Origin of the sequence: Rhizomicrobium sp. (assembly GCA_037200045.1) — a bacterium.
Classification (GTDB): Bacteria; Pseudomonadota; Alphaproteobacteria; order Micropepsales; family Micropepsaceae; genus Rhizomicrobium.
Map to the genome: position 1 here is coordinate 1,024,243 of JBBCHM010000001.1, position 17,905 is coordinate 1,042,147.

General features: G+C 66.5%; 18 protein-coding genes. 6 read left to right on the forward strand and 12 right to left on the reverse strand.

Annotation, left to right across the window (positions count from 1 at the left end):
• Positions 1-157: 157 nt before the first annotated feature.
• Positions 158-1,771, forward strand: a complete 1,614-nt coding sequence (locus WDM86_04515; protein ID MEI9989281.1) for a tyrosinase family protein — start codon at positions 158-160, stop codon at positions 1,769-1,771.
• A 116-nt stretch (positions 1,772-1,887) separates the two neighbouring features.
• Here the strand turns inward: WDM86_04515 and WDM86_04520 are convergent, their stop codons facing one another.
• Positions 1,888-2,652: an SDR family oxidoreductase gene (locus WDM86_04520; GenBank protein ID MEI9989282.1), complete on the reverse strand. Its 765-nt coding sequence runs from the start codon at positions 2,650-2,652 to the stop codon at positions 1,888-1,890.
• 71 nt (positions 2,653-2,723) lie between these two features.
• On the opposite strand from WDM86_04520, the gene WDM86_04525 reads away from it, so the two are divergent.
• The gene (locus tag WDM86_04525) at positions 2,724-3,842 is read left to right on the forward strand and encodes a zinc-binding dehydrogenase (GenBank protein MEI9989283.1); all 1,119 of its coding nucleotides are present in this window, start codon (positions 2,724-2,726) and stop codon (positions 3,840-3,842) included.
• Between the two features lie 8 nt (positions 3,843-3,850).
• On the opposite strand, the gene WDM86_04530 is transcribed toward WDM86_04525, so the two are convergent.
• Genes WDM86_04530 through ahcY form a run of 3 tightly spaced genes read right to left on the reverse strand, consistent with a single transcriptional unit; the run spans position 3,851 to position 6,114 of the window.
• Entirely contained in the window at positions 3,851-4,246 is a 396-nt protein-coding gene (locus WDM86_04530) for a GFA family protein (GenBank protein MEI9989284.1), read from the reverse strand.
• A 54-nt stretch (positions 4,247-4,300) separates the two neighbouring features.
• Entirely contained in the window at positions 4,301-4,654 is a 354-nt protein-coding gene (locus WDM86_04535) for a GFA family protein (protein ID MEI9989285.1), read from the reverse strand.
• Between the two features lie 56 nt (positions 4,655-4,710).
• Complete coding sequence (gene ahcY, locus WDM86_04540) at positions 4,711-6,114, reverse strand: adenosylhomocysteinase (GenBank protein ID MEI9989286.1); 1,404 nt, start codon at positions 6,112-6,114, stop codon at positions 4,711-4,713.
• Positions 6,115-6,315: 201 nt separating this feature from the next.
• Here ahcY and WDM86_04545 point away from each other — a divergent pair, with 201 nt between their 5' ends.
• Positions 6,316-6,831, forward strand: a complete 516-nt coding sequence (locus WDM86_04545; GenBank protein MEI9989287.1) for a DinB family protein — start codon at positions 6,316-6,318, stop codon at positions 6,829-6,831.
• 36 nt (positions 6,832-6,867) lie between these two features.
• A complete protein-coding gene (locus WDM86_04550) occupies positions 6,868-7,518 on the forward strand; it encodes an ankyrin repeat domain-containing protein (protein MEI9989288.1) in 651 nt (216 codons plus the stop codon).
• A 38-nt stretch (positions 7,519-7,556) separates the two neighbouring features.
• Here WDM86_04550 and WDM86_04555 read toward each other — a convergent pair whose 3' ends face one another.
• From WDM86_04555 to WDM86_04575, 5 genes are all read right to left on the reverse strand, one after another.
• Entirely contained in the window at positions 7,557-7,832 is a 276-nt protein-coding gene (locus tag WDM86_04555; protein MEI9989289.1) for an HPr family phosphocarrier protein, read from the reverse strand.
• A complete protein-coding gene (locus WDM86_04560) occupies positions 7,829-8,239 on the reverse strand; it encodes a PTS sugar transporter subunit IIA (GenBank protein ID MEI9989290.1) in 411 nt (136 codons plus the stop codon). Before WDM86_04560 ends, WDM86_04555 begins: the two co-directional genes overlap by 4 nt.
• A 55-nt stretch (positions 8,240-8,294) precedes the next feature.
• On the reverse strand, positions 8,295-8,759 hold the full coding sequence (locus WDM86_04565) for an HPr kinase/phosphatase C-terminal domain-containing protein (GenBank protein MEI9989291.1): 465 nt from the start codon (positions 8,757-8,759) through the stop codon (positions 8,295-8,297).
• Positions 8,756-10,327, reverse strand: coding sequence for a stimulus-sensing domain-containing protein (locus tag WDM86_04570; protein ID MEI9989292.1), 1,572 nt, complete (start codon positions 10,325-10,327; stop codon positions 8,756-8,758). The genes WDM86_04565 and WDM86_04570 overlap by 4 nt, the downstream gene beginning before the upstream one ends.
• A 193-nt stretch (positions 10,328-10,520) precedes the next feature.
• On the reverse strand, positions 10,521-11,048 hold the full coding sequence (locus WDM86_04575; GenBank protein ID MEI9989293.1) for a response regulator transcription factor: 528 nt from the start codon (positions 11,046-11,048) through the stop codon (positions 10,521-10,523).
• A 497-nt stretch (positions 11,049-11,545) separates the two neighbouring features.
• Here WDM86_04575 and WDM86_04580 point away from each other — a divergent pair, with 497 nt between their 5' ends.
• Complete coding sequence (locus WDM86_04580) at positions 11,546-11,812, forward strand: BlaI/MecI/CopY family transcriptional regulator (GenBank protein ID MEI9989294.1); 267 nt, start codon at positions 11,546-11,548, stop codon at positions 11,810-11,812.
• A gap of 808 nt (positions 11,813-12,620) precedes the next feature.
• Here the strand turns inward: WDM86_04580 and WDM86_04585 are convergent.
• Positions 12,621-12,941, reverse strand: coding sequence for a hypothetical protein (locus WDM86_04585; GenBank protein ID MEI9989295.1), 321 nt, complete (start codon positions 12,939-12,941; stop codon positions 12,621-12,623).
• A 50-nt stretch (positions 12,942-12,991) separates the two neighbouring features.
• On the opposite strand from WDM86_04585, the gene WDM86_04590 reads away from it, so the two are divergent.
• Positions 12,992-13,495, forward strand: a complete 504-nt coding sequence (locus WDM86_04590; GenBank protein MEI9989296.1) for a hypothetical protein — start codon at positions 12,992-12,994, stop codon at positions 13,493-13,495.
• A gap of 226 nt (positions 13,496-13,721) precedes the next feature.
• On the opposite strand, the gene greA is transcribed toward WDM86_04590, so the two are convergent.
• The gene (greA, locus tag WDM86_04595; GenBank protein ID MEI9989297.1) at positions 13,722-14,195 is read right to left on the reverse strand and encodes a transcription elongation factor GreA; all 474 of its coding nucleotides are present in this window, start codon (positions 14,193-14,195) and stop codon (positions 13,722-13,724) included.
• Positions 14,196-14,386: 191 nt separating this feature from the next.
• Positions 14,387-17,725: a carbamoyl-phosphate synthase large subunit gene (gene carB / locus WDM86_04600; GenBank protein ID MEI9989298.1), complete on the reverse strand. Its 3,339-nt coding sequence runs from the start codon at positions 17,723-17,725 to the stop codon at positions 14,387-14,389.
• Positions 17,726-17,905: the final 180 nt, after the last annotated feature.

Sequence of the window (17,905 nt, forward strand, 5' to 3'; positions counted from 1 at the left end):
AAAACTAGATGTGGCCAAATCCCCCAGATTTTGGGCTCATTGGCCAATAACAGAGTCATATCAGTGGATTAGAAATTCCGGGTACGGAACGACGCCGCTGTGGACAAATCGCCGGCGCCGGGCGCCGCCAATCTTGCTAGCGTGGGGCGGGGGATCCATGCACCAGACACGACGTCAATTCATCGGCACGGCGGCCACGGTCGCGGCCTTGTCGCTCGGCGGCGCCCGCGCGGCCCAGCCGCCGGGGCCGGCCCGCCAGTCGCTGACGGACTTCTCCGCCGATCCGGATCGCGTGGCCTCGTTGCGCCGGGGCGTGGCGGCGATGAAGGCGCTGCCGGGCTCGGACCATCGCAGCTGGTTCTTCTGGGCCGCGGTGCACGCCTATGGCGACGCCTTGTTCGACGCCGAAGCCTGGCGCGATCCCAAGCTCAAGACGGTCGATGCCGACCGCTATTGGAACAAATGCCCGCATTTCGGCCAGGCCTCGGCCGATTTCGCGATCTGGCATCGCGCCTATCTGCATTTCTTCGAGCGCACCCTGCGCCAGGCGGCCGGCGATCCGGCGCTGGCGCTCCCCTATTGGGACTATGGCAGCGAGGCGGGCCGCACCTTCCCCGCGATCTACGCGCCGCAATTCCTCGACCGCGCCGGCACCGATCCCAATCCGCTCTATCACCCCAACCGCGAAGCGTCCTTCGCGCGCGGCCTGCTGGAGATCAGCACCGCGATCGGCCAGGCGCCGAAGACCGCGGCAGCCGCGACGTTCTTCCATGCCGTCGGCGCGCCCGGCTTCGGCGGCGACGCGCTCGACAGCGAGCACACCCAGATCGGCCTGCTCGAACAGCGGCCGCACAACGACATCCATCTCGCGGTCGGCGGCGTCATCGACGACGCGAACGGCGCGATGGCGGAGATCACCACCGCCGCCTTCGATCCGGTGTTCTGGGCGCACCACGCCAATGTCGACCGCCTCTGGGCGCGCTGGGCGAGCACGCAAGGCAAGGATTGGGGCCCGTTGCCGCCGGAGGGCTGGTTCGAGGAACGGCCCTGGCTGTTCGTCGATGCCGATGGCGGCGATGTGCACGTCAGCCGGCGCGAAGCGATCGAGATGCTCGCCACCTACGACGCCGATTATGCGGCCCAGCTTACCGTGCCGTCTCCGCCACCGCCCCCACCGATGGCGAGCGCGCCGAGCGGTGGCGCGAACGCGACGGCGACCGCCATGCCGCCGATGGTCGGCGCCGCGGCACCGCGCGCGGTCCGGCGTGCGCGGCCACCCGCGCGCGAACTCCTCGCCGCTCCCATCGTCGTGTCGCCGGGCAACGCCGCGCGCCGCCAACTCGGCGCGCCCGAAACCGTGATGGCGCGGGGACCGATGGCCGCCGCGCCGCCCCCGCCGACCGTCCTGGCCGCGCCGGAATTGTCGGACGGCACGTCGAAAGTCCTGCTCGAACTGTCGGGCATTGCGTTCAAGCTCGTGCCGTCTTCGGGTTTCGCGGTCTATCTCGACAGCGCCGGCGAAGCGCCGTCGGCCGAGCCGGTCGGCCTGATCGACATCTTCGGCGCCACCCACCATGGCGGCGGCATGGGCGCGATGACGGGCATGGCGGCGCAGCGTTTCGACGTGACGCAGATCCTGCGCAAGTCGCGCGGGCCTTACACGCTGCGCGTCGAGCCCTACACGCTGCTTGTCACGCATGACGGAAAACCGACGCGCTCCCGCGCCGATGCGGTCACGATCGCGTCGGCGCGCTTCGTGGTGATCGGCTAGAAAGTCGTCATCGCCCGCTTTATGCGGGCGATCCAATTTGGCAGTAGTGAAGATGGATTGCCCGGACAAGCCGGGCAATGACGGCTTCAGGTAGGTAAATTGAAACCGAAACGATTCTAACCTTGGTATCGCCGGTTCAGCTTGCGCATGCCGCCGATCCAGCGGGCGTAGTTCGCCGTCTTGTTGCGCATGTATTCCAGCACCTCGGGATGCGGCAGGATGAGGAAATCCTCCGCCGCGATGGCGCGCATGCAGGCTTCGGCGACCTCTTCCGGCTCCATCATGCCGTCGATGCTGGCGACGCCGTCGGGATTTGACGCCGTCATCGCCGTGCGCACCGCCTGCGGGCACAGCACCGAGACCTTGATCCCCTGATCGCCATGGGTGATCGCGAGCCATTCCGCGAGGCCGACCGCCGCGTGCTTCGTCACCGCGTAAGGCGCGCTGCCGATCTGGGTCAGCAGCCCCGCCGCCGACGCGGTCGAGACCAGATAGCCGCCGCCGCGCGCCGCCATGCGCGGCACCAGATGCCGCGCCGCCCAGACATGGGCCATGACGTTGACGTCCCAAATGCGCTGCCAGCGCTCGTTGGAGACCTCCGCGCCGCCGCCATAGCCGATCCCGGCATTGGAGAAGAACAGGTCGATCGGGCCGTGCCGGACCTCGACGGCCTCTATCAGATGTTGAATGTCCTCTTCCCTTGAAACGTCCGTGGCGAACGCGATGCCGCCGGCGTCCGTCGCGGTCGCCGCCGCGCCTTCGCCGTTCAGGTCGGAACACACGACGAGCCTGGCGCCTTCCTGCGCGAAACGCTGCGCCAGCGCTTTGCCGATCCCGCTCGCCGCGCCCGTGACGACGACGATCTTGTCCTTGATGTCCACGTGGTTTCCTCCTGATTGCCTGCGATCAGCTTAAGGGACAAACTCGCGCCAGAACATCCAGGGAGAACGTCATGGAAGGTCTTCAGCTACGCTCGCTTGCCAAGGACACCGAACTCGAACTCTCGCTCCACAAAGTGTCCGTCGCCGAGCCGGGTCCCGACGAAATCGTCATCCGCATCCGGGCGACGCCGATCAATCCCTCCGACATCGGCCTGTTGTTCGGCGCGGCGGACATGCGCGCCGCGAAATTCACCGGCGCGGGCGCGGACGCGAAGATCGTGGCGCCGATCCCGGAAAATCTCCGCCGCGCCATGGCGGCGCGCGCCGGCCAGTCGCTTCCCGCCGGCAATGAAGGCGCGGGCGAGGTGATCAAGGCGGGCGCCAACGCGACGGCGCTGCTCGGCAAGACGGTCGCCGCGATCGGCGGCGCGATGTACGCGCAATACCGCGTGCTGAAAGCCTCCGACGCGCTGGTGCTCCCCCCCGGCACGACGGCGGAGGAGGGTGCCTCCTGCTTCGTCAATCCGCTGACCGCGCTCGGCATGACCGAAACCATGCGCCGCGAAGGCCACACCGCGCTGGTGCACACCGCCGCCGCGTCCAATCTCGGCCAGATGCTGCAGAAGATCTGTCTCAAGGATGGCATCGGCCTCGTCAACATCGTGCGCAATGACGCGCAGGCGAAGATCCTGCGCGACATCGGTGCCGTGCATGTCGTGGATAGTTCCAAGCCGTCCTTCACGGACGATCTGATCGCCGCGCTCGTCGACACCGGCGCGACCATCGGCTTCGACGCCATCGGCGGCGGCAAGCTGGCCGGACAGATCCTGACCGCGATGGAAGTCGCGGCGGTGCGCAAGATGACGAGTTTCAGCCGCTACGGCTCGACGACCTACAAGCAGGTCTACATTTATGGCGGCCTCGACACCGGACCGACCGAGCTCAACCGCGCTTTCGGCATGGCCTGGGGCCTGGGCGGCTGGCTGCTCACGCCGTTCCTGATCAAGATCGGCCCCGCCGAGACCGAAAGGCTACGCCAGCGCGTCGCGCGCGAGATCAAGACGACCTTCGCCAGCCGCTACACCAGGACCGTGTCGCTGCCCGAAGCGCTCTCCGCCGGCGCCGTCGCCGCCTACAACAAGCGCGCGACGGGCGAGAAATATCTGATCGATCCGAGCCTGGCGTTCTGAACCGCGGTTCAGTCGAGATGCTCGACGTCGCCGGGGATGTCGATCCAGGCGTGCTTGCGTTCCTCGTAGACCGAGAAGCTCGGCGCCGGAAATGTCGGATCGGCGAAGTTTCCCAGCGCCACCGCGACGACGTCCGGCACATGGTCGAGCCCGTAATACACCGTCGATCCGCAGTCCGGGCAGAAGTGGAAGCTGAGCGTATTGCCGCTGTCGGCGATGCGGACATAGCGGGTGGCGCGCCCTTCGATCGTCGTCCGCGCCGTCGGCCAGCGCGCCTGCGCCCCGAACGGCGCGCCCGTCCGCTTCTGGCATTCCAAGCAATGGCACACCGATACCCGCACCGGATCGCCTTCGCAGGCGACGCGGAGCTGGCCGCAGGAGCAGGTGGCGGTGTGCGTGGTCATAGGCGCGACGCTATCACAGGAGCCGGTTGAAATCAGCGTCCCGCGCGACGCGCGTCAGCGGGTGAAATTGCCGACGCTCGCGCCGTCGAAATGGTGGACATGCGCCGCCGCCAGAACCTCGGGCGCCAGCAGCCGGGCGTTGACCCCCATGCGCGGATGCGTCGGATTGGTCGCGCTCCAATGGGTGACGCAGCCGCATTCCGCGCAGCGATGGAAGGCGAGCGCGTGATCGTCCCAGCGATAGGTCTCAGTCGCCACCGCTTCGGTGATCCGTACCTGATCCGGCGTGTAGTAGGCCCAGAGCGCGCCATAGCGGCGGCAGATCGAGCAGTTGCAGTCGGTCACTTCGTCCGGCGCGGTATCGATCTCGATCCGGACCTTTCCGCAATGGCAGCGTCCTTCGACCATCGGGACCTCGCGAAGAAAATCGGGCGGCACGCCGCAGGCGCACCGCCCGTTTTGACTTAATACCGGTAGTGGTCCGGCTTGTAGGGGCCGGCCTGCGGCACGCTGATGTATTCGGACTGCTTGGGCGAAAGCTCGGTCAGCTTGGCGCCGATCTTCGCCAGATGCAGCCGCGCCACCTTCTCGTCCAGGTGCTTGGGCAAAGTGTAGACCTTCTTCTGATATTTGCCCTGGTTGGCGAACAGCTCCATCTGCGCCAGCGTCTGGTTGGTGAACGATGCCGACATCACGAAGGACGGATGCCCCATCGCATTGCCGAGGTTCACCAGCCGGCCTTCCGACAGAAGGATGATCTTGTGCCCGTCGGGGAACTCGATCTCGTCGACCTGCGGCTTGACGTTGCTCCACTTGAAATTGCGCAGGCCCGCGACCTGGATCTCGGAATCGAAGTGGCCGATATTGCACACGATGGCGCGATCCTTCATCGCGCGCATGTGCTCGACCGTCAGCACGTCGACATTGCCGGTCGCGGTGACGAAGATGTCGGCGCGGGGCGCCGCTTCGTCCATGGTCACGACCTCATAGCCTTCCATCGCCGCCTGCAGGGCGCAGATCGGATCGATCTCCGACACCATCACGCGGCAGCCGGCTTGGCGCAGCGAGGCCGCCGAGCCCTTGCCGACATCGCCGAAGCCCGCGACCATCGCGACCTTGCCGGCCATCATCACGTCGGTGCCGCGGCGGATGCCGTCGACCAGCGACTCGCGGCAGCCATAGAGGTTGTCGAATTTCGACTTGGTCACGCTGTCGTTGACGTTGATCGCCGGGAAAAGAAGCTTGCCTTCCTTCTCCATGATGTAGAGCCGGTGCACGCCGGTGGTGGTTTCTTCCGAGACGCCCTTGATGTTCTTGGCGAGCTCGGCGAACCAGCCCGGCTTTTCCTTCAGCGTGCGCTTGATCAGCGCGAAGAACACCTCCTCTTCCTCGTTGCCGGGCGTGTCGAGGAACGCGGTGTCGCCCTTTTCGGCGCGCAGGCCGTGATGGACCAGCATCGTGGCGTCGCCGCCGTCGTCCAGGATCATGTTCGGCGTGCCGCCGTCATGCCATTCCAGGATCTTGCGGGTGTATTCCCAATAGTCCTTCAGGCTTTCGCCCTTGATGGCGAACACCGGCGTGCCGCCGGCCGCGATCGCCGCCGCGGCGTGATCCTGCGTCGAATAGATGTTGCACGACGCCCAGCGGACGTCGGCGCCCAGCGCCTTCAGCGTCTCGATCAGGACCGCGGTCTGGATCGTCATGTGCAGCGAGCCCGCGATGCGCGCGCCCTTCAGCGGCTGGGCCTTGGCGAATTCGGCGCGCGTCGCCATCAGGCCGGGCATCTCGACCTCCGCGATCGCGAGCTCCTTGCGCCCCCAATCGGAAAGCGAAATGTCCTTGACGACGTAATCGGGAGCGGCAGCCATGGGGCAGGGGTCCTCTGTAAGAGCCGGGGCGATATAGCAGCGCGCCGAGGCCCCCGCAAGAAGCATATAAAGGAATATGCATGTCTTTATCTGCTGGCCGCCGGCGCGCGGCGGAGCGGCGGGCAAGCTGGCATTTTTTCGTCCTAGGATGAGGAAACGCCGTATGCGAATCGCGCGGCGTCGCAAGAGAGAGCGAACCGGATGTCGGCGAACTACCTGGCACGCCAGTTCGAAACGGCGTGGAAACTTGCCTTCTATCATCTCGACGGCCTGACCACGGCGGAGTGCCTGTGGCGTCCCGCGGACAAGGGCTTGCATGTGCGGCAATCGGCGGACGGCCTCTGGCGCGCCGACTGGCCGGAGCGCGAGGACTACGACATCGGCCCGCCCAGCATCGCCTGGCTGACCTGGCACATCGTCTTCTGGTGGTCGACGGTGCTCGATCGCTCGTTCGGCGAAGGGCGCCTGTCGCGCGAGGACGTGACATGGCCGGGCACCGCCGCGGAGGTGCGCGAGCGGATCGGCGGCTTGCAGGAGCGTTGGCGGGATGTTGTCACGCGGATCACGGATGAGGAGATGCGCTCGGACCGGCGGACGCAATGGCCGTTCAAGGATCGTCCGTTCGGCGATGTGATCGCCTGGGTCAATATCGAATTGACGAAGAACGCCGCCGAGATCGGCTATGCGCGCTTTCTCCACAGCCAGCGACCGCGCTAGCATCGTCGGTATGCCCCGCTGATGGAAAGAGCTGCGATGACCGGCGCGAACGACGTGTTTTCCCTTGTCACCGCCGGCGATATGCAGGCTCTTGCGGCGGCGCTGAAGGCTGCCGACCTGACGCGTCTGCACAACGACGCCGGCGAGTCGCTCTACCGTTTCGCGCTGTTCCACGGGCACGCCAAAACCGCCGAGGCGATCAAGGCGCGGGGCGGGCTGGGCCTTCACGACGCGGCGCTGGTCGGCGACGTGGACCGGCTGGACGAGCTGCTCGATGCCGCGCCCTGGGCCATCGATCTGCTGTCGCCCGACGGCTGGACGGCGCTCCACCTCGCGGCATTCGTCGGCGCCGATGAAACGCTCGGGCGCCTCTTGGCGCGCGGCGCCAATGCCCGCATCCTGGGCCGCGCCTTCGAGCAGAATTTGGCGATCCATGCCGCCGCCGCCGGCCGCCGCATCGGCAAGGCAGCCTACGCCGCGCTTGTCGCCGCGACCGGAAATCCCGATGCGTTGCGGAAGCAGGGCTACACCGCGCTCATGATCGCGGCGGCCAACGGCTTCGCGGACGCCGTCGACGTTCTCCTGGAGGCCGGCGCCGACCGCGCGATCAAGCAGGCGGACGGAAAGACCGCAGCGGACTTCGCGGCGGAACGCGGACATCCGGAACTTGCGGCGCGGCTTGCATAGCCGAAAGACCTGGACGCCGCGCCAAGCCGCCTGACGGCTTATTCCTCGCCGAATTTGGCTTCGGCGAGCGCGACGATGGCGATCATCGCCTCCGCCGCGTCGGGACCCTCGGCCGTCACCTCGATCTCGGTGCCCAGGCTGGCGGCCAGCATCATCAGTCCCATGATGGAGCGGGCATTCACCGCCTGGCCGTCCTTGGTCACGGTGATCTCGGATTCGAATCGCGCCGCGGCTTCGACGATCTTCGCCGAAGCGCGGGCGTGCAGGCCTCGCTTGTTCGCGATCCGGATGACCGCGGACTTTCGCGCGCTCATTCCTTGGCGACACCGGCGAGGTCGGACGAGCCGGCCCGCATGTATTTCCGCCCCGCCTCGATCGCCAGCCGCACCGCTTCGTCGAGCGGCAGCTTGTTGCGCACGTCGATCAGCTTGATCAGGCTGGGAAGGTTGACGCCCGCCAGCACCTCGATCTTGCCCCGTTCCAGGACGGTCAGCGCCAGGTTGCATGGTGTGCCGCCGAACATGTCGGTGGCGATCACGACGCCGCGTCCGCAATCGACGGATTTCGCCGCGGCCGCGATCTCGCGCTGGCGGCGCTCGATATCGTCCTCCGGCCCGATGCAGACGGCGCGCAGATGGGTTTGCGGCCCCACCATATGCTCCATCGCGGCAATGAATTCTTGCGCGAGGCGGCCGTGGGTGACGAGTACGATACCGATCATGGAATGCCCCAAATGTGGGTGGAACGATAGCAAGGTTCAAGACCCATGCCAGACCTCAATTCCGCTTGACAGCGCGCCGCCGCCGGCCTTTGCCGAAAAGGCCGAGCACTGCGGCGATTTTGTCGGGCGCCGACTCCTCGAAGGCATTGAGGACGATCAGCGGCGGCTGCGCGGATTGTCGCAAGGCGAGCGGCGGAACATAGCGCGCCGGTTCCGGCATGCGCACCATCTGTCCTGACAGATCGACGGCGAGCACAACCGGTGCGCTCGGCGCATGCGGAAGCTCGACAATGCCGATGCCGCGAACTTCGAGCAGTCCGGCGATCGTTGCCGGCGGCCTCGCCACGAGCAGGCCGTTCTCGATCGACAGATCGCAGCGGTCGTCGGCGACCAGCTTGGCGTCGCGCCCGATCAGCCTGAGCGCAAGGTCGGATTTGCCCGATCCGCTCTTGCCCAGCAGCAGCACGCCGCGGCGTCCGAAGCAGACGCAGGTCGCGTGGATGTTGACGCTTTCGCTCATGCGCGCGCCAGCGGCAGTTCGACGATGAAGCGCGCCCCGCCGCCCTCGCGGTTCTCCGCCCAGATGCGGCCGCCGGCCGCTTCCGCGATCTGCCGCGCGATCGAGAGGCCGAGGCCCGAATTGTTGCCGAAATTCGCGGTCGGCCGCTCGGTGTAGAAGCGCTCGAAGATGGTTTCGAGATTGTCCGGCGGAATGCCCGGTCCGTCGTCCTCCACAAGCACGCGCGCCACGCCGTTCTCCGCCGTCGCCGTCACGGTGACTTTCCCGCCCTCCTTGCTGAACGACACCGCGTTGTCGATCAGGTTGCGGAACACCTGGCCGAGCCGCTCGTCGCGTCCCAGCACGCGCGCCTGCGGCGGCAGCTCGACGGAGAGCGCGACGTCGATCCCCTTCGATATCTCGGTGAAGCGATAGACCTCGATGATGGTCTCCAGCAGATGCGCCAGATCGACCGGCTCGCTGGTCTCGCGGCTGAGTTCGGCGTCGAGGCGCGAGGCGTCGGAGATGTCGGTGATCAGCCGGTCGATGCGCTTGACGTCGTTGCGCACGATGCCCATCAGCCGCGCCCGCTGTTCGTCGGTGTCGGCGCGCGCCAGCATCTCGACCGCGCTCTTGAGCGAGGTGAGCGGATTCTTCAGCTCATGCGCCACGTCGGCGGCGAAGCGCTCGATGGCGTCGATGCGGTCGTAGAGCGCGCGCGTCATCGCCGAGAAGCTGCCGGCCAGCGCGCCGATCTCGTCGCGCCGCTCCTCCATCGCCGGGATCGTGCTGCGCCCGGCATGACCGCTACGCACCGCGTCGGCGGCGCGCGCCAGCCGCTGGATCGGCTCGGCGATGAAGCGCGCCAGGAACAGCGAGGAGATCACCATCACCGCCACCGCCACCAGGAACACCTGGATCAGCGTGGCGCGTTCCTCGCGCAGGATGTCGTCGATGTCGCCGCCCTCGGTGGAGACCAAGAGCACGCCATAGATCGCCTTGAAGCGCTGGATCGGCACCGCGACCGAGAGCACCAGCTTGTTGCGCTCGTCGACACGCTCGGCCGTCGCGCTGTCGCCGCCGAGCGCGGTCGTCACTTCGCCATAGACCCGCCCGTCGTCGCCGGCCTCGAAATAGGGCTCCAGGCTGGAGAAGGGCCTGACCCCCATCACGCCTTCATAGACGCGCGTCACCTCGTCCTTGAAATGGTCCCACCAGTCGATCGGCGGCAGGTCCTGGATCTGCACCACGTTGCGCGCCAAGAGGTAGCGCGAATCCACCAGCAGCCGTCCATTGGTGTCGTAGAGCCGCGCGCGCAGCCGCGACGGCGCGATGAGCTGGCGCAGCAGGGGCTTGGCCTGGCTGACGAACACCATGTGGTTGTACTCGTCGGTCGAATATTCGGCGAGGGTGGAGGCGACGATCTGCGCCTGCTGCTGGATGCCCGACAGCCGCTCGTCGACCAGGCTGGCGCGGTTGGACTGGACGGCGAGCACGCCGGCGATCAGCACCACCAGCGCGAAGCCGTTGAACAGGATGATGCGCCGCGACAGCGCGGAAAAACGGGGGCGCCGTTCAAAGGTTCTCACGGGCCGCCCGTACAGAGCGCAAAGGACAAACCCAACTTGTCATGGCCCGCGAATGCGGGCCACCCAGTTGAAAGCGGTAGCGTGCCCGCAATTTTCGTGACTCGATTTTGCAGGTCCATGCCGTCGTCATCTGGGTGGCCCGCATTCGCGGGCCATGACACCGAGAGGGGAATGGGCATGAGCGCCGCTACTTTCAGCCCTCCCGGTATCGATAGCCGACGCCGTAGAGCGTCTCGATGGCGTCGAAATCGTCGTCCACCACCTTGAACTTCTTGCGCAGCCGCTTGATGTGGCTGTCGATCGTGCGGTCGTCGACATAGACCTGGTCGTCATAGGCGGCATCCATCAGGCTGTCCCGGCTCTTCACGAAACCCGGCCGCTGCGCCAGCGCCTGCAGGATCAAAAATTCGGTGACGGTGAGTCGCACCGCCTTGCCGTCCCAGGTGCATTCGTGGCGCTGCGGATCGAGCGCCAGCTTGCCGCGCACCAGCGCTTCCTTCTTGCCCTCCGGCCCCGGCGCGATGCCCTTGTTGCCCTCGGCGCGGCGGAGCACCGCTTTCACCCGCTCCAGCAGCAGGCGCTGCGAGAACGGCTTTCGGATGTAATCGTCGGCGCCGGCGTTCAGGCCCATCAATTCGTCGATCTCTTCGTCCTTGGAGGTGAGGAAGATCACCGGCAGGTCGGCCGTCTGGCGCAGGCGGCGCAGCAGTTCCAGGACCATCCATCCGGGGCATTTTGATGTCCAGGATGGCGAGATCGGGCGGATTGGCCGACAGCGCGGTGAGCGCCGAGGCGCCGTCCGAGAAGGTGCGGACGTGATAGCCTCCTGCTCGAGCAGCATGCTGACCGAGGCGAGGATGTTCTTGTCGTCGTCCACGAGCGCGATATTGGCCATGATTCGAAAGCCCTAGCAGCGTCGCCTAGTATAAGGTGCCCGGAGCCAAAGCAAAGCCGGGGTCTCATGAGCCAGGACAGCTTCAATCCGCGCCGGTTCCGCACCACCGTGCCGTATTATGCGCGCTACCGGCTGGCCTATCCCGACGCATTGGTCGCGCGGCGGGCCTGACAATCGCCACGCTGGGGCGGAGTCCGGCGGGCGGCGCTTGCGTCCTCGAACATCCTGTAGTAATTACTACTACACATGTAGTAGTTCTGACGGATGACCGCGATGGCGCAGATAAAGCTCAGCAAGCTCGAACTTCAGATCATGGAGGCGCTGTGACGCACGGCGCCCTGTCGGTGCGCGAGGTGCTCGAACGCTTTCCGGAACGCAAGCGTCCCGCCTACACCACCGTCCAGACCCTCATCTATCGGCTGGAGGCCAAGAAGGCGCTGCGCCGGGGCCGCAAGATCGGCAACGCGCATATCTTCGAGGCCCTGATCTCTCGCGGCGCGGTACGCGCGCGGCTGGTGGATGAATTCCTGGAGATGTTCGGCGGCGGATGCAGCCCGTCATGGCGCATCTGGTCGAGACCGGGAAGCTGACGCTGGACGACGTGCAGGAAGCCGAAAAGCTGCTGCGCGATCTGGCCAAGCGGAGCGAGCGCAAATGATGGCGATGCTGCTCGATCATCTGTGGCAATCGACGCTGTTCACGGCGGCCGTGGGGTTGCTCACCCTTGGCCTTCCGCGGCCACGGCGCGGCCATCCGCCATGGCCTGTGGTTCGCCGCCTCGCTCAAATTCCTGGTGCCGTTTTCGCTGCTCGCCGCGCTGGGCGAGCGCTTGCGTGCGCGGCCGAGCCGGCGCTGTCGCCGATGCTGTTCGTCCTGCAGCCCGCGACGCGGCCGTTCGTCGCCGCGTCGTCTCTTCCGGTCCTGTCCGATGGCGGTCCGGATATCGCGCCATGGCTGCTCGCGTTGTGGGCGTTGGGCTCCGTGGCGGTGCTGGCGGTCTGGCTGCTGCGCTGGCTGCGCCTGCGCGCGAGCATCGGCGCGCCGATGGAGTTGGCGATTCCCACGCCGGTGCCGGTCAGGGCTTGCACACTTTCGCTGGAGCCCGGCCTGGTCGGAATCTGGAAGCCGGTGCTTCTGATGCCGCGCGGGATCGCAACCCATCTGTCGCCGCAGGAGACGCGCGCCGTCCTGGCGCACGAGCTTTGCCATCTGCGCCGCCGGGACAATCTGACGGGCGCGGTGCACATGCTGTGGAGGCGCTGTTCTGGTTCCACCCTTTGGTGTGGTGGCTGGGCGCGAGACTGGTCGCGGAACGCGAGCACGCCTGCGATGAAAGCGTGTTGGCCGAGGGCAACGATCCGCACGCCTATGCGAGGGCATCCTCAAGATCTGCCGCTTCTATCTGAGTTTACCGCTTGCCTGCGCGGCCGGTGTGTCAGGCGCAAACCTCAAGAAAAGGATGGAGACGATCATGGAAAACAAACGCATCTTTCGCCTGAATGGGCACGGAAATTCCTGCTGGGCGCGCTCGCCGCCGCGGCGCTCGCAACGCCGGTGCTTTGCGGCCTGGCGACGGCGGCGCCCGAAGGCGGTACGCCGGCCGAGGTCGCGCGCAATCTCGCCGAGCAGGCGCTGCCGCGCAAAGAGGTTTCGATCGACCCGCGCGCGTTCGACCGCTATGCCGGCTACTATCGCATGGCGTCGAACCTGATTTTCCACATCAGCCGCGACGGCGACCGCTATTTCGAAGGCGTCATCGGCGAGACTCCGTGCGGATGTATCCGGAGAGCGACAGCAAATTCTTCCTCAAGGGGCTTTCGCTGCCCGCGCAATTCAGCTTCGCGACCGACGCCGCCGGGCAGGCGACGGAAATGGTGCTGCACCAGAGCGGCGAGGAGCAGCATGCCGCACGCATCGACGACGCCATCGGCAAAGAGGCGGAAGCCGGCCTGGCACGCCGCATCGCCGCCAACGTACCGAGTCCCGGAACCGAAGCGGCGCTGCGCCACGACATCGAGGGTTTGGCGAACGGCCGGCCTGACTACGACAAGATGGTTCCGGTCCTCGCCGCGGGCACGCGCCAGATGCTGCCGGCCCTGCAAGCGAAGCTGACGAAGTGGGGACCGCTGCAATCGGTCGCCTTCACCGGCGTCAACCGCGACGGGATGGACGTCTACGTCGTGACGTTCCGCAACGCCCGCTCGGAATGGGAAATCGCGCCGCTGACGGAAGACGGAAGAATCGCCGGCATCTTCTTCGGCGAGAAATCCTGATCGCCCGGATCGCACTCCCGGCGGCCTTGGCCGCCGGGAGATGTGGCTCTAACGGTTCGGACTCTGGTGTCCTGAACCAGAAGTTCGCTGAATTCAAAACAAAGGTGTCATGGCCCGCGACTGCGGGCCACCCAGTTGAAATCTGCTGCGGCGGTGCAGATTTCAGCTGGGTCCGCCGCATTCGCGGCGGATGACACCGAGTGGGGTGAACTTCTGGCTCGAGACTCTAAACGAACTCGACCTTCAAAATCTCATACGACCGCGCGCCGCCGGGGGTGGTGACTTCCACCGTGTCGCCCTTGCCCTTGCCGATCAGGGCGCGCGCGATCGGCGAGGACAGCGAAATCCTGCCGCGCTTCACGTCGCTCTCCACGTCGCCGACGATCTGGTATTTGCGCTTCTCGTCGGAATCCTCGTCGACCAGCGTCACGGTCGCGCCGAACTTCACGGTGGCGCCGCTCAGCTTGGAGACGTCGATCACCTCGGCGCGGCCGATCTGGTCCTCGAGCTCCATCACGCGGCCCTCGATGAAGCTCTGGCGCTCCTTGGCGGCGTGATACTCGGCGTTCTCCGACAGATCGCCATGGGCGCGCGCTTCCGCGATCGCCTTGATGATCTCGTGGCGTTCGACGTTCTTGAGGTGGTTCACCTCGTCTTCGAGGGCCTTGTAGCCCGCGGCGGTCATCGGAATGCGTTCCATGTCACGTCGTCCTGCAATCGACAATAAAGCTCCGCCCGGACCCGCTTCTCGCGGATTGGCCGGTCGCGGAGGTTAAGGAGGTTTCCTTAAGTCCTTGTTACGCCTTGATTAACTCGTCCCAAACGGGGGCGCCAACACGCAAAGTGTAGGATCGGAAGAGGGCGACTTCAAGGCCACCGCACAACCCCAGGTCAGGCATAGCTCTGGAGCGGCCGCACATCGAGCTCGCCGTGCTGCAGCGAGGCGATGGCTTCGGCGGCGGCGGCGGCGCCGGCCATGGTCGTGTAGTAGGGCACTTTCAGCGTCAGCGCGGTGCGCCGGATCGACATCGAATCGGCGAGCGCCTGCGAGCCGTCGGTGGTGTTGAAGACGAGGTGGATCTCGCCGTTCTTCATCGCGTCGACGACATGCGGGCGCCCCTCCAGCACCTTGTTGATGCGCTTGACCGGAACGCCGGCGGCTTCCAGCGCGTCGGCGGTGCCGCGCGTCGCCACGATGTCGAAGCCGAGCGCGATCATCTGGCGGGCGGGACCGACCGCGTGCGCCTTGTCCGCGTCGCGCACCGAGATGAAGACGCTGCCGGACAGCGGCAGCTTGAGGCCGGCGCCGATCTGGCTCTTGGCGAAGGCGCGCCCGAAGCTCGCGTCCAGGCCCATCACCTCGCCGGTGGAGCGCATCTCCGGTCCCAGCACCGGATCGACGCCGGGAAAGCGCGCGAAGGGCATCACCGCTTCCTTGACCGAGACATGCGGCGACTTGGAGGGCGTCAAGTCGAACGCCGCGAGCTTCTCGCCCGCCATCACCCGCGCCGCGATGGCCGCGACCGGCAGCGCGATCGCCTTGGCGACGAACGGCACGGTGCGGCTGGCGCGCGGGTTCACTTCGAGGACATAGATGTCGTCGCCCTGTACGGCGTATTGCACGTTCATCAGGCCACGGACTTTCAGCGCGCGGGCCATCTCCACGGTCTGCCGCTCGATCTCGCGCACCGTCTCCGGCTTCAGCGAATGAGGCGGCAAAGCGCAGGCGGAATCGCCGGAGTGCACGCCGGCTTCCTCGATATGTTCCATGATGCCGGCGATGAAGACCTGGCCGTCGTGATCGCAGATCGCGTCGACATCCACTTCGGTGGCGTGGTGCAGGAAGCCGTCGATCAGCACGGGATTGTCGCCGCTGATGCGGAACAGCTCGCCGGATTGCACCTGGGTCTTGAGGCTCGCCTCGTCGGCGCACACCACCATGCCGCGTCCGCCGAGCACGTAAGAGGGGCGCAGGATCACCGGATAGCCGATGGTCCGCGCGGCCGCGATGGCGTCTTCCGCCGTCAGCGCGGTGGCGTTGCGCGGCTGGCGCAGGCCGAGCTCGTTGAGCAGGACCTGGAAGCGCTTGCGGTCCTCCGCGAGGTCGATGGCGTCGGCGCTGGTGCCCAGGATCGGCACGCCTTCCTCGACCAGCGTGTTGGCGAGCTTGAGCGGCGTCTGGCCGCCGAACTGCACGATCACGCCGGCGAGCGTGCCGTTGGACTGCTCGATGCGCACGATCTCCAGCACGTCCTCCGCCGTCAGCGGCTCGAAATAGAGCCGGTCGGAGGTGTCGTAATCCGTCGACACGGTCTCGGGATTGCAGTTGATCATGATGGTCTCGTAGCCCCGGGCGGACAACGAGAACGCCGCGTGGCAGCAGCAATAGTCGAACTCGATGCCCTGGCCGATGCGGTTGGGCCCGCCGCCCAGGATGATGATCTTCTTCTTGTCCGTCGGCTTGGATTCGCACTCGGCGGCGCCGCCGAACGGCGTCTCATAGGTCGAGTACATATAGGGCGTCAGCGCGGCGAATTCCGCGGCGCAGGTGTCGATCCGCTTGAAGACGGGATGCACGCCGAGCGCGATGCGCGCCGCGCGTACCTCCTTGGCCGTCTTGCCCGTCAGTTTCGCGAGCCGCGCGTCGGAGAAGCCCATCTGCTTGAGCAGGCGCAGCGCGGAGGCTTCGGTCGGCAGGCCGGTGTGCCGCACCGTCTCTTCCATCGCGACGATGGCCTCGACCTCGCCGAGGAACCAGGGATCGTAGCGCGTGATGCGCTCGATCTCCGACATCGCGAAGCCCAGCCGCATCGCCTGGGCGACCAGGCGCAGCCGGTCCGGCGTGGCGCGGCCGAGCGCGGCGCGGATCGCGTTGGGATCGTTGGCCAGCTCGATCTCGTCCAGACCGGTCAGCCCGGTCTCCATGGAGCGCAGCGCCTTCTGCAGCGATTCCGCGAAGGTGCGGCCGATGGACATCGCCTCGCCGACCGATTTCATCGAGGTCGTGAGCAGCGGCTCGGCGCCGGGGAATTTCTCGAAAGCGAAGCGCGGGATCTTGGTCACGACATAGTCGATGGTCGGCTCGAACGCGGCCGGCGTGACCTTGGTGATGTCGTTGGTGATCTCGTCCAGCGTATAGCCGACCGCGAGCTTGGCCGCGACCTTGGCGATGGGAAAGCCGGTGGCCTTCGAGGCCAGCGCCGAGGAGCGCGACACGCGCGGGTTCATCTCGATCACGACCATGCGGCCGTCCTGCGGGTTGACTGCGAACTGGACGTTCGATCCGCCGGTCTCCACCCCGATCTCGCGCAACACCGCGATCGAGGCGTTGCGCATGCGCTGATATTCCTTGTCGGTCAGCGTCAAAGCGGGGGCGACGGTCATCGAATCGCCGGTGTGCACGCCCATCGGATCGACGTTCTCGATGGAGCAGATGATGATGGCGTTATCGGCTTTGTCGCGCACCACCTCCATCTCGAATTCCTTCCAGCCGAGCACCGATTCCTCGATCAGCACCTCGTTGGTCGGCGAGGCTTCGAGCCCCTGGGCGACGATCTCGTAGAATTCCTCGCGGTTATAGGCGATGCCGCCGCCGGTGCCGCCGAGCGTGAAGGACGGCCGGATCACCGCCGGCAGGCCGACCAGCGTCAGCGCGTCCTTCACCCGCGCGGCGGATTCGGCGGCCAGTTCCATGATCGCCGCGCCGCGCGAGTCGAACATGAACTCGCCATAAGGGTCCTTCTTGTGGCGCAGCTCGCCCTTCAGCGTGACGCCCTTGGGGACTTCGAGGCCGATCTTGATCATGGCGTTGCGGAACAGTTCGCGGTCTTCCGCCTTGTCGATGGCGTCGGCGCTGGCGCCGATCAGCTCGACGCCGTATTTCTCCAGCGTGCCGCGCTTGCGCAGCGAGAGCGCGGTGTTGAGCGCGGTCTGCCCGCCCATGGTCGGCAGCAGCGCGAATACCCGGCCCTCCGGCACGTTGGGCTTTTCGCGCGCGATGATCTTCTCGACGAATTCCGGCGTGATCGGCTCGATATAGGTGGCGTCCGCCATGCCGGGGTCGGTCATGATCGTGGCGGGGTTGGAGTTCACCAGCACGACGCGGTAGCCCTCGGCGCGCAACGCCTTGCAGGCCTGGACGCCGGAATAGTCGAACTCGCAGGCCTGCCCGATGACGATGGGCCCCGCGCCGATGATCAGGACGGTGTGGATGTCTTGGCGTTTGGGCATCGTCTCTCGCGCGCGCAAACGGGCCGGCGCGGAAGTGCGCTTCGAGGCGGCCGGATTGCAGGTTAAGGGGACCGTTTAGCGAGGAGTCGGGGTGGGGGCAACCCTCGTGAATCGCATTCCATCTCCCCCGCAGGGGGAGAGGGTAGGGTGGGGGGGCGTTTCAGCGCGGGAAGCTGTGGA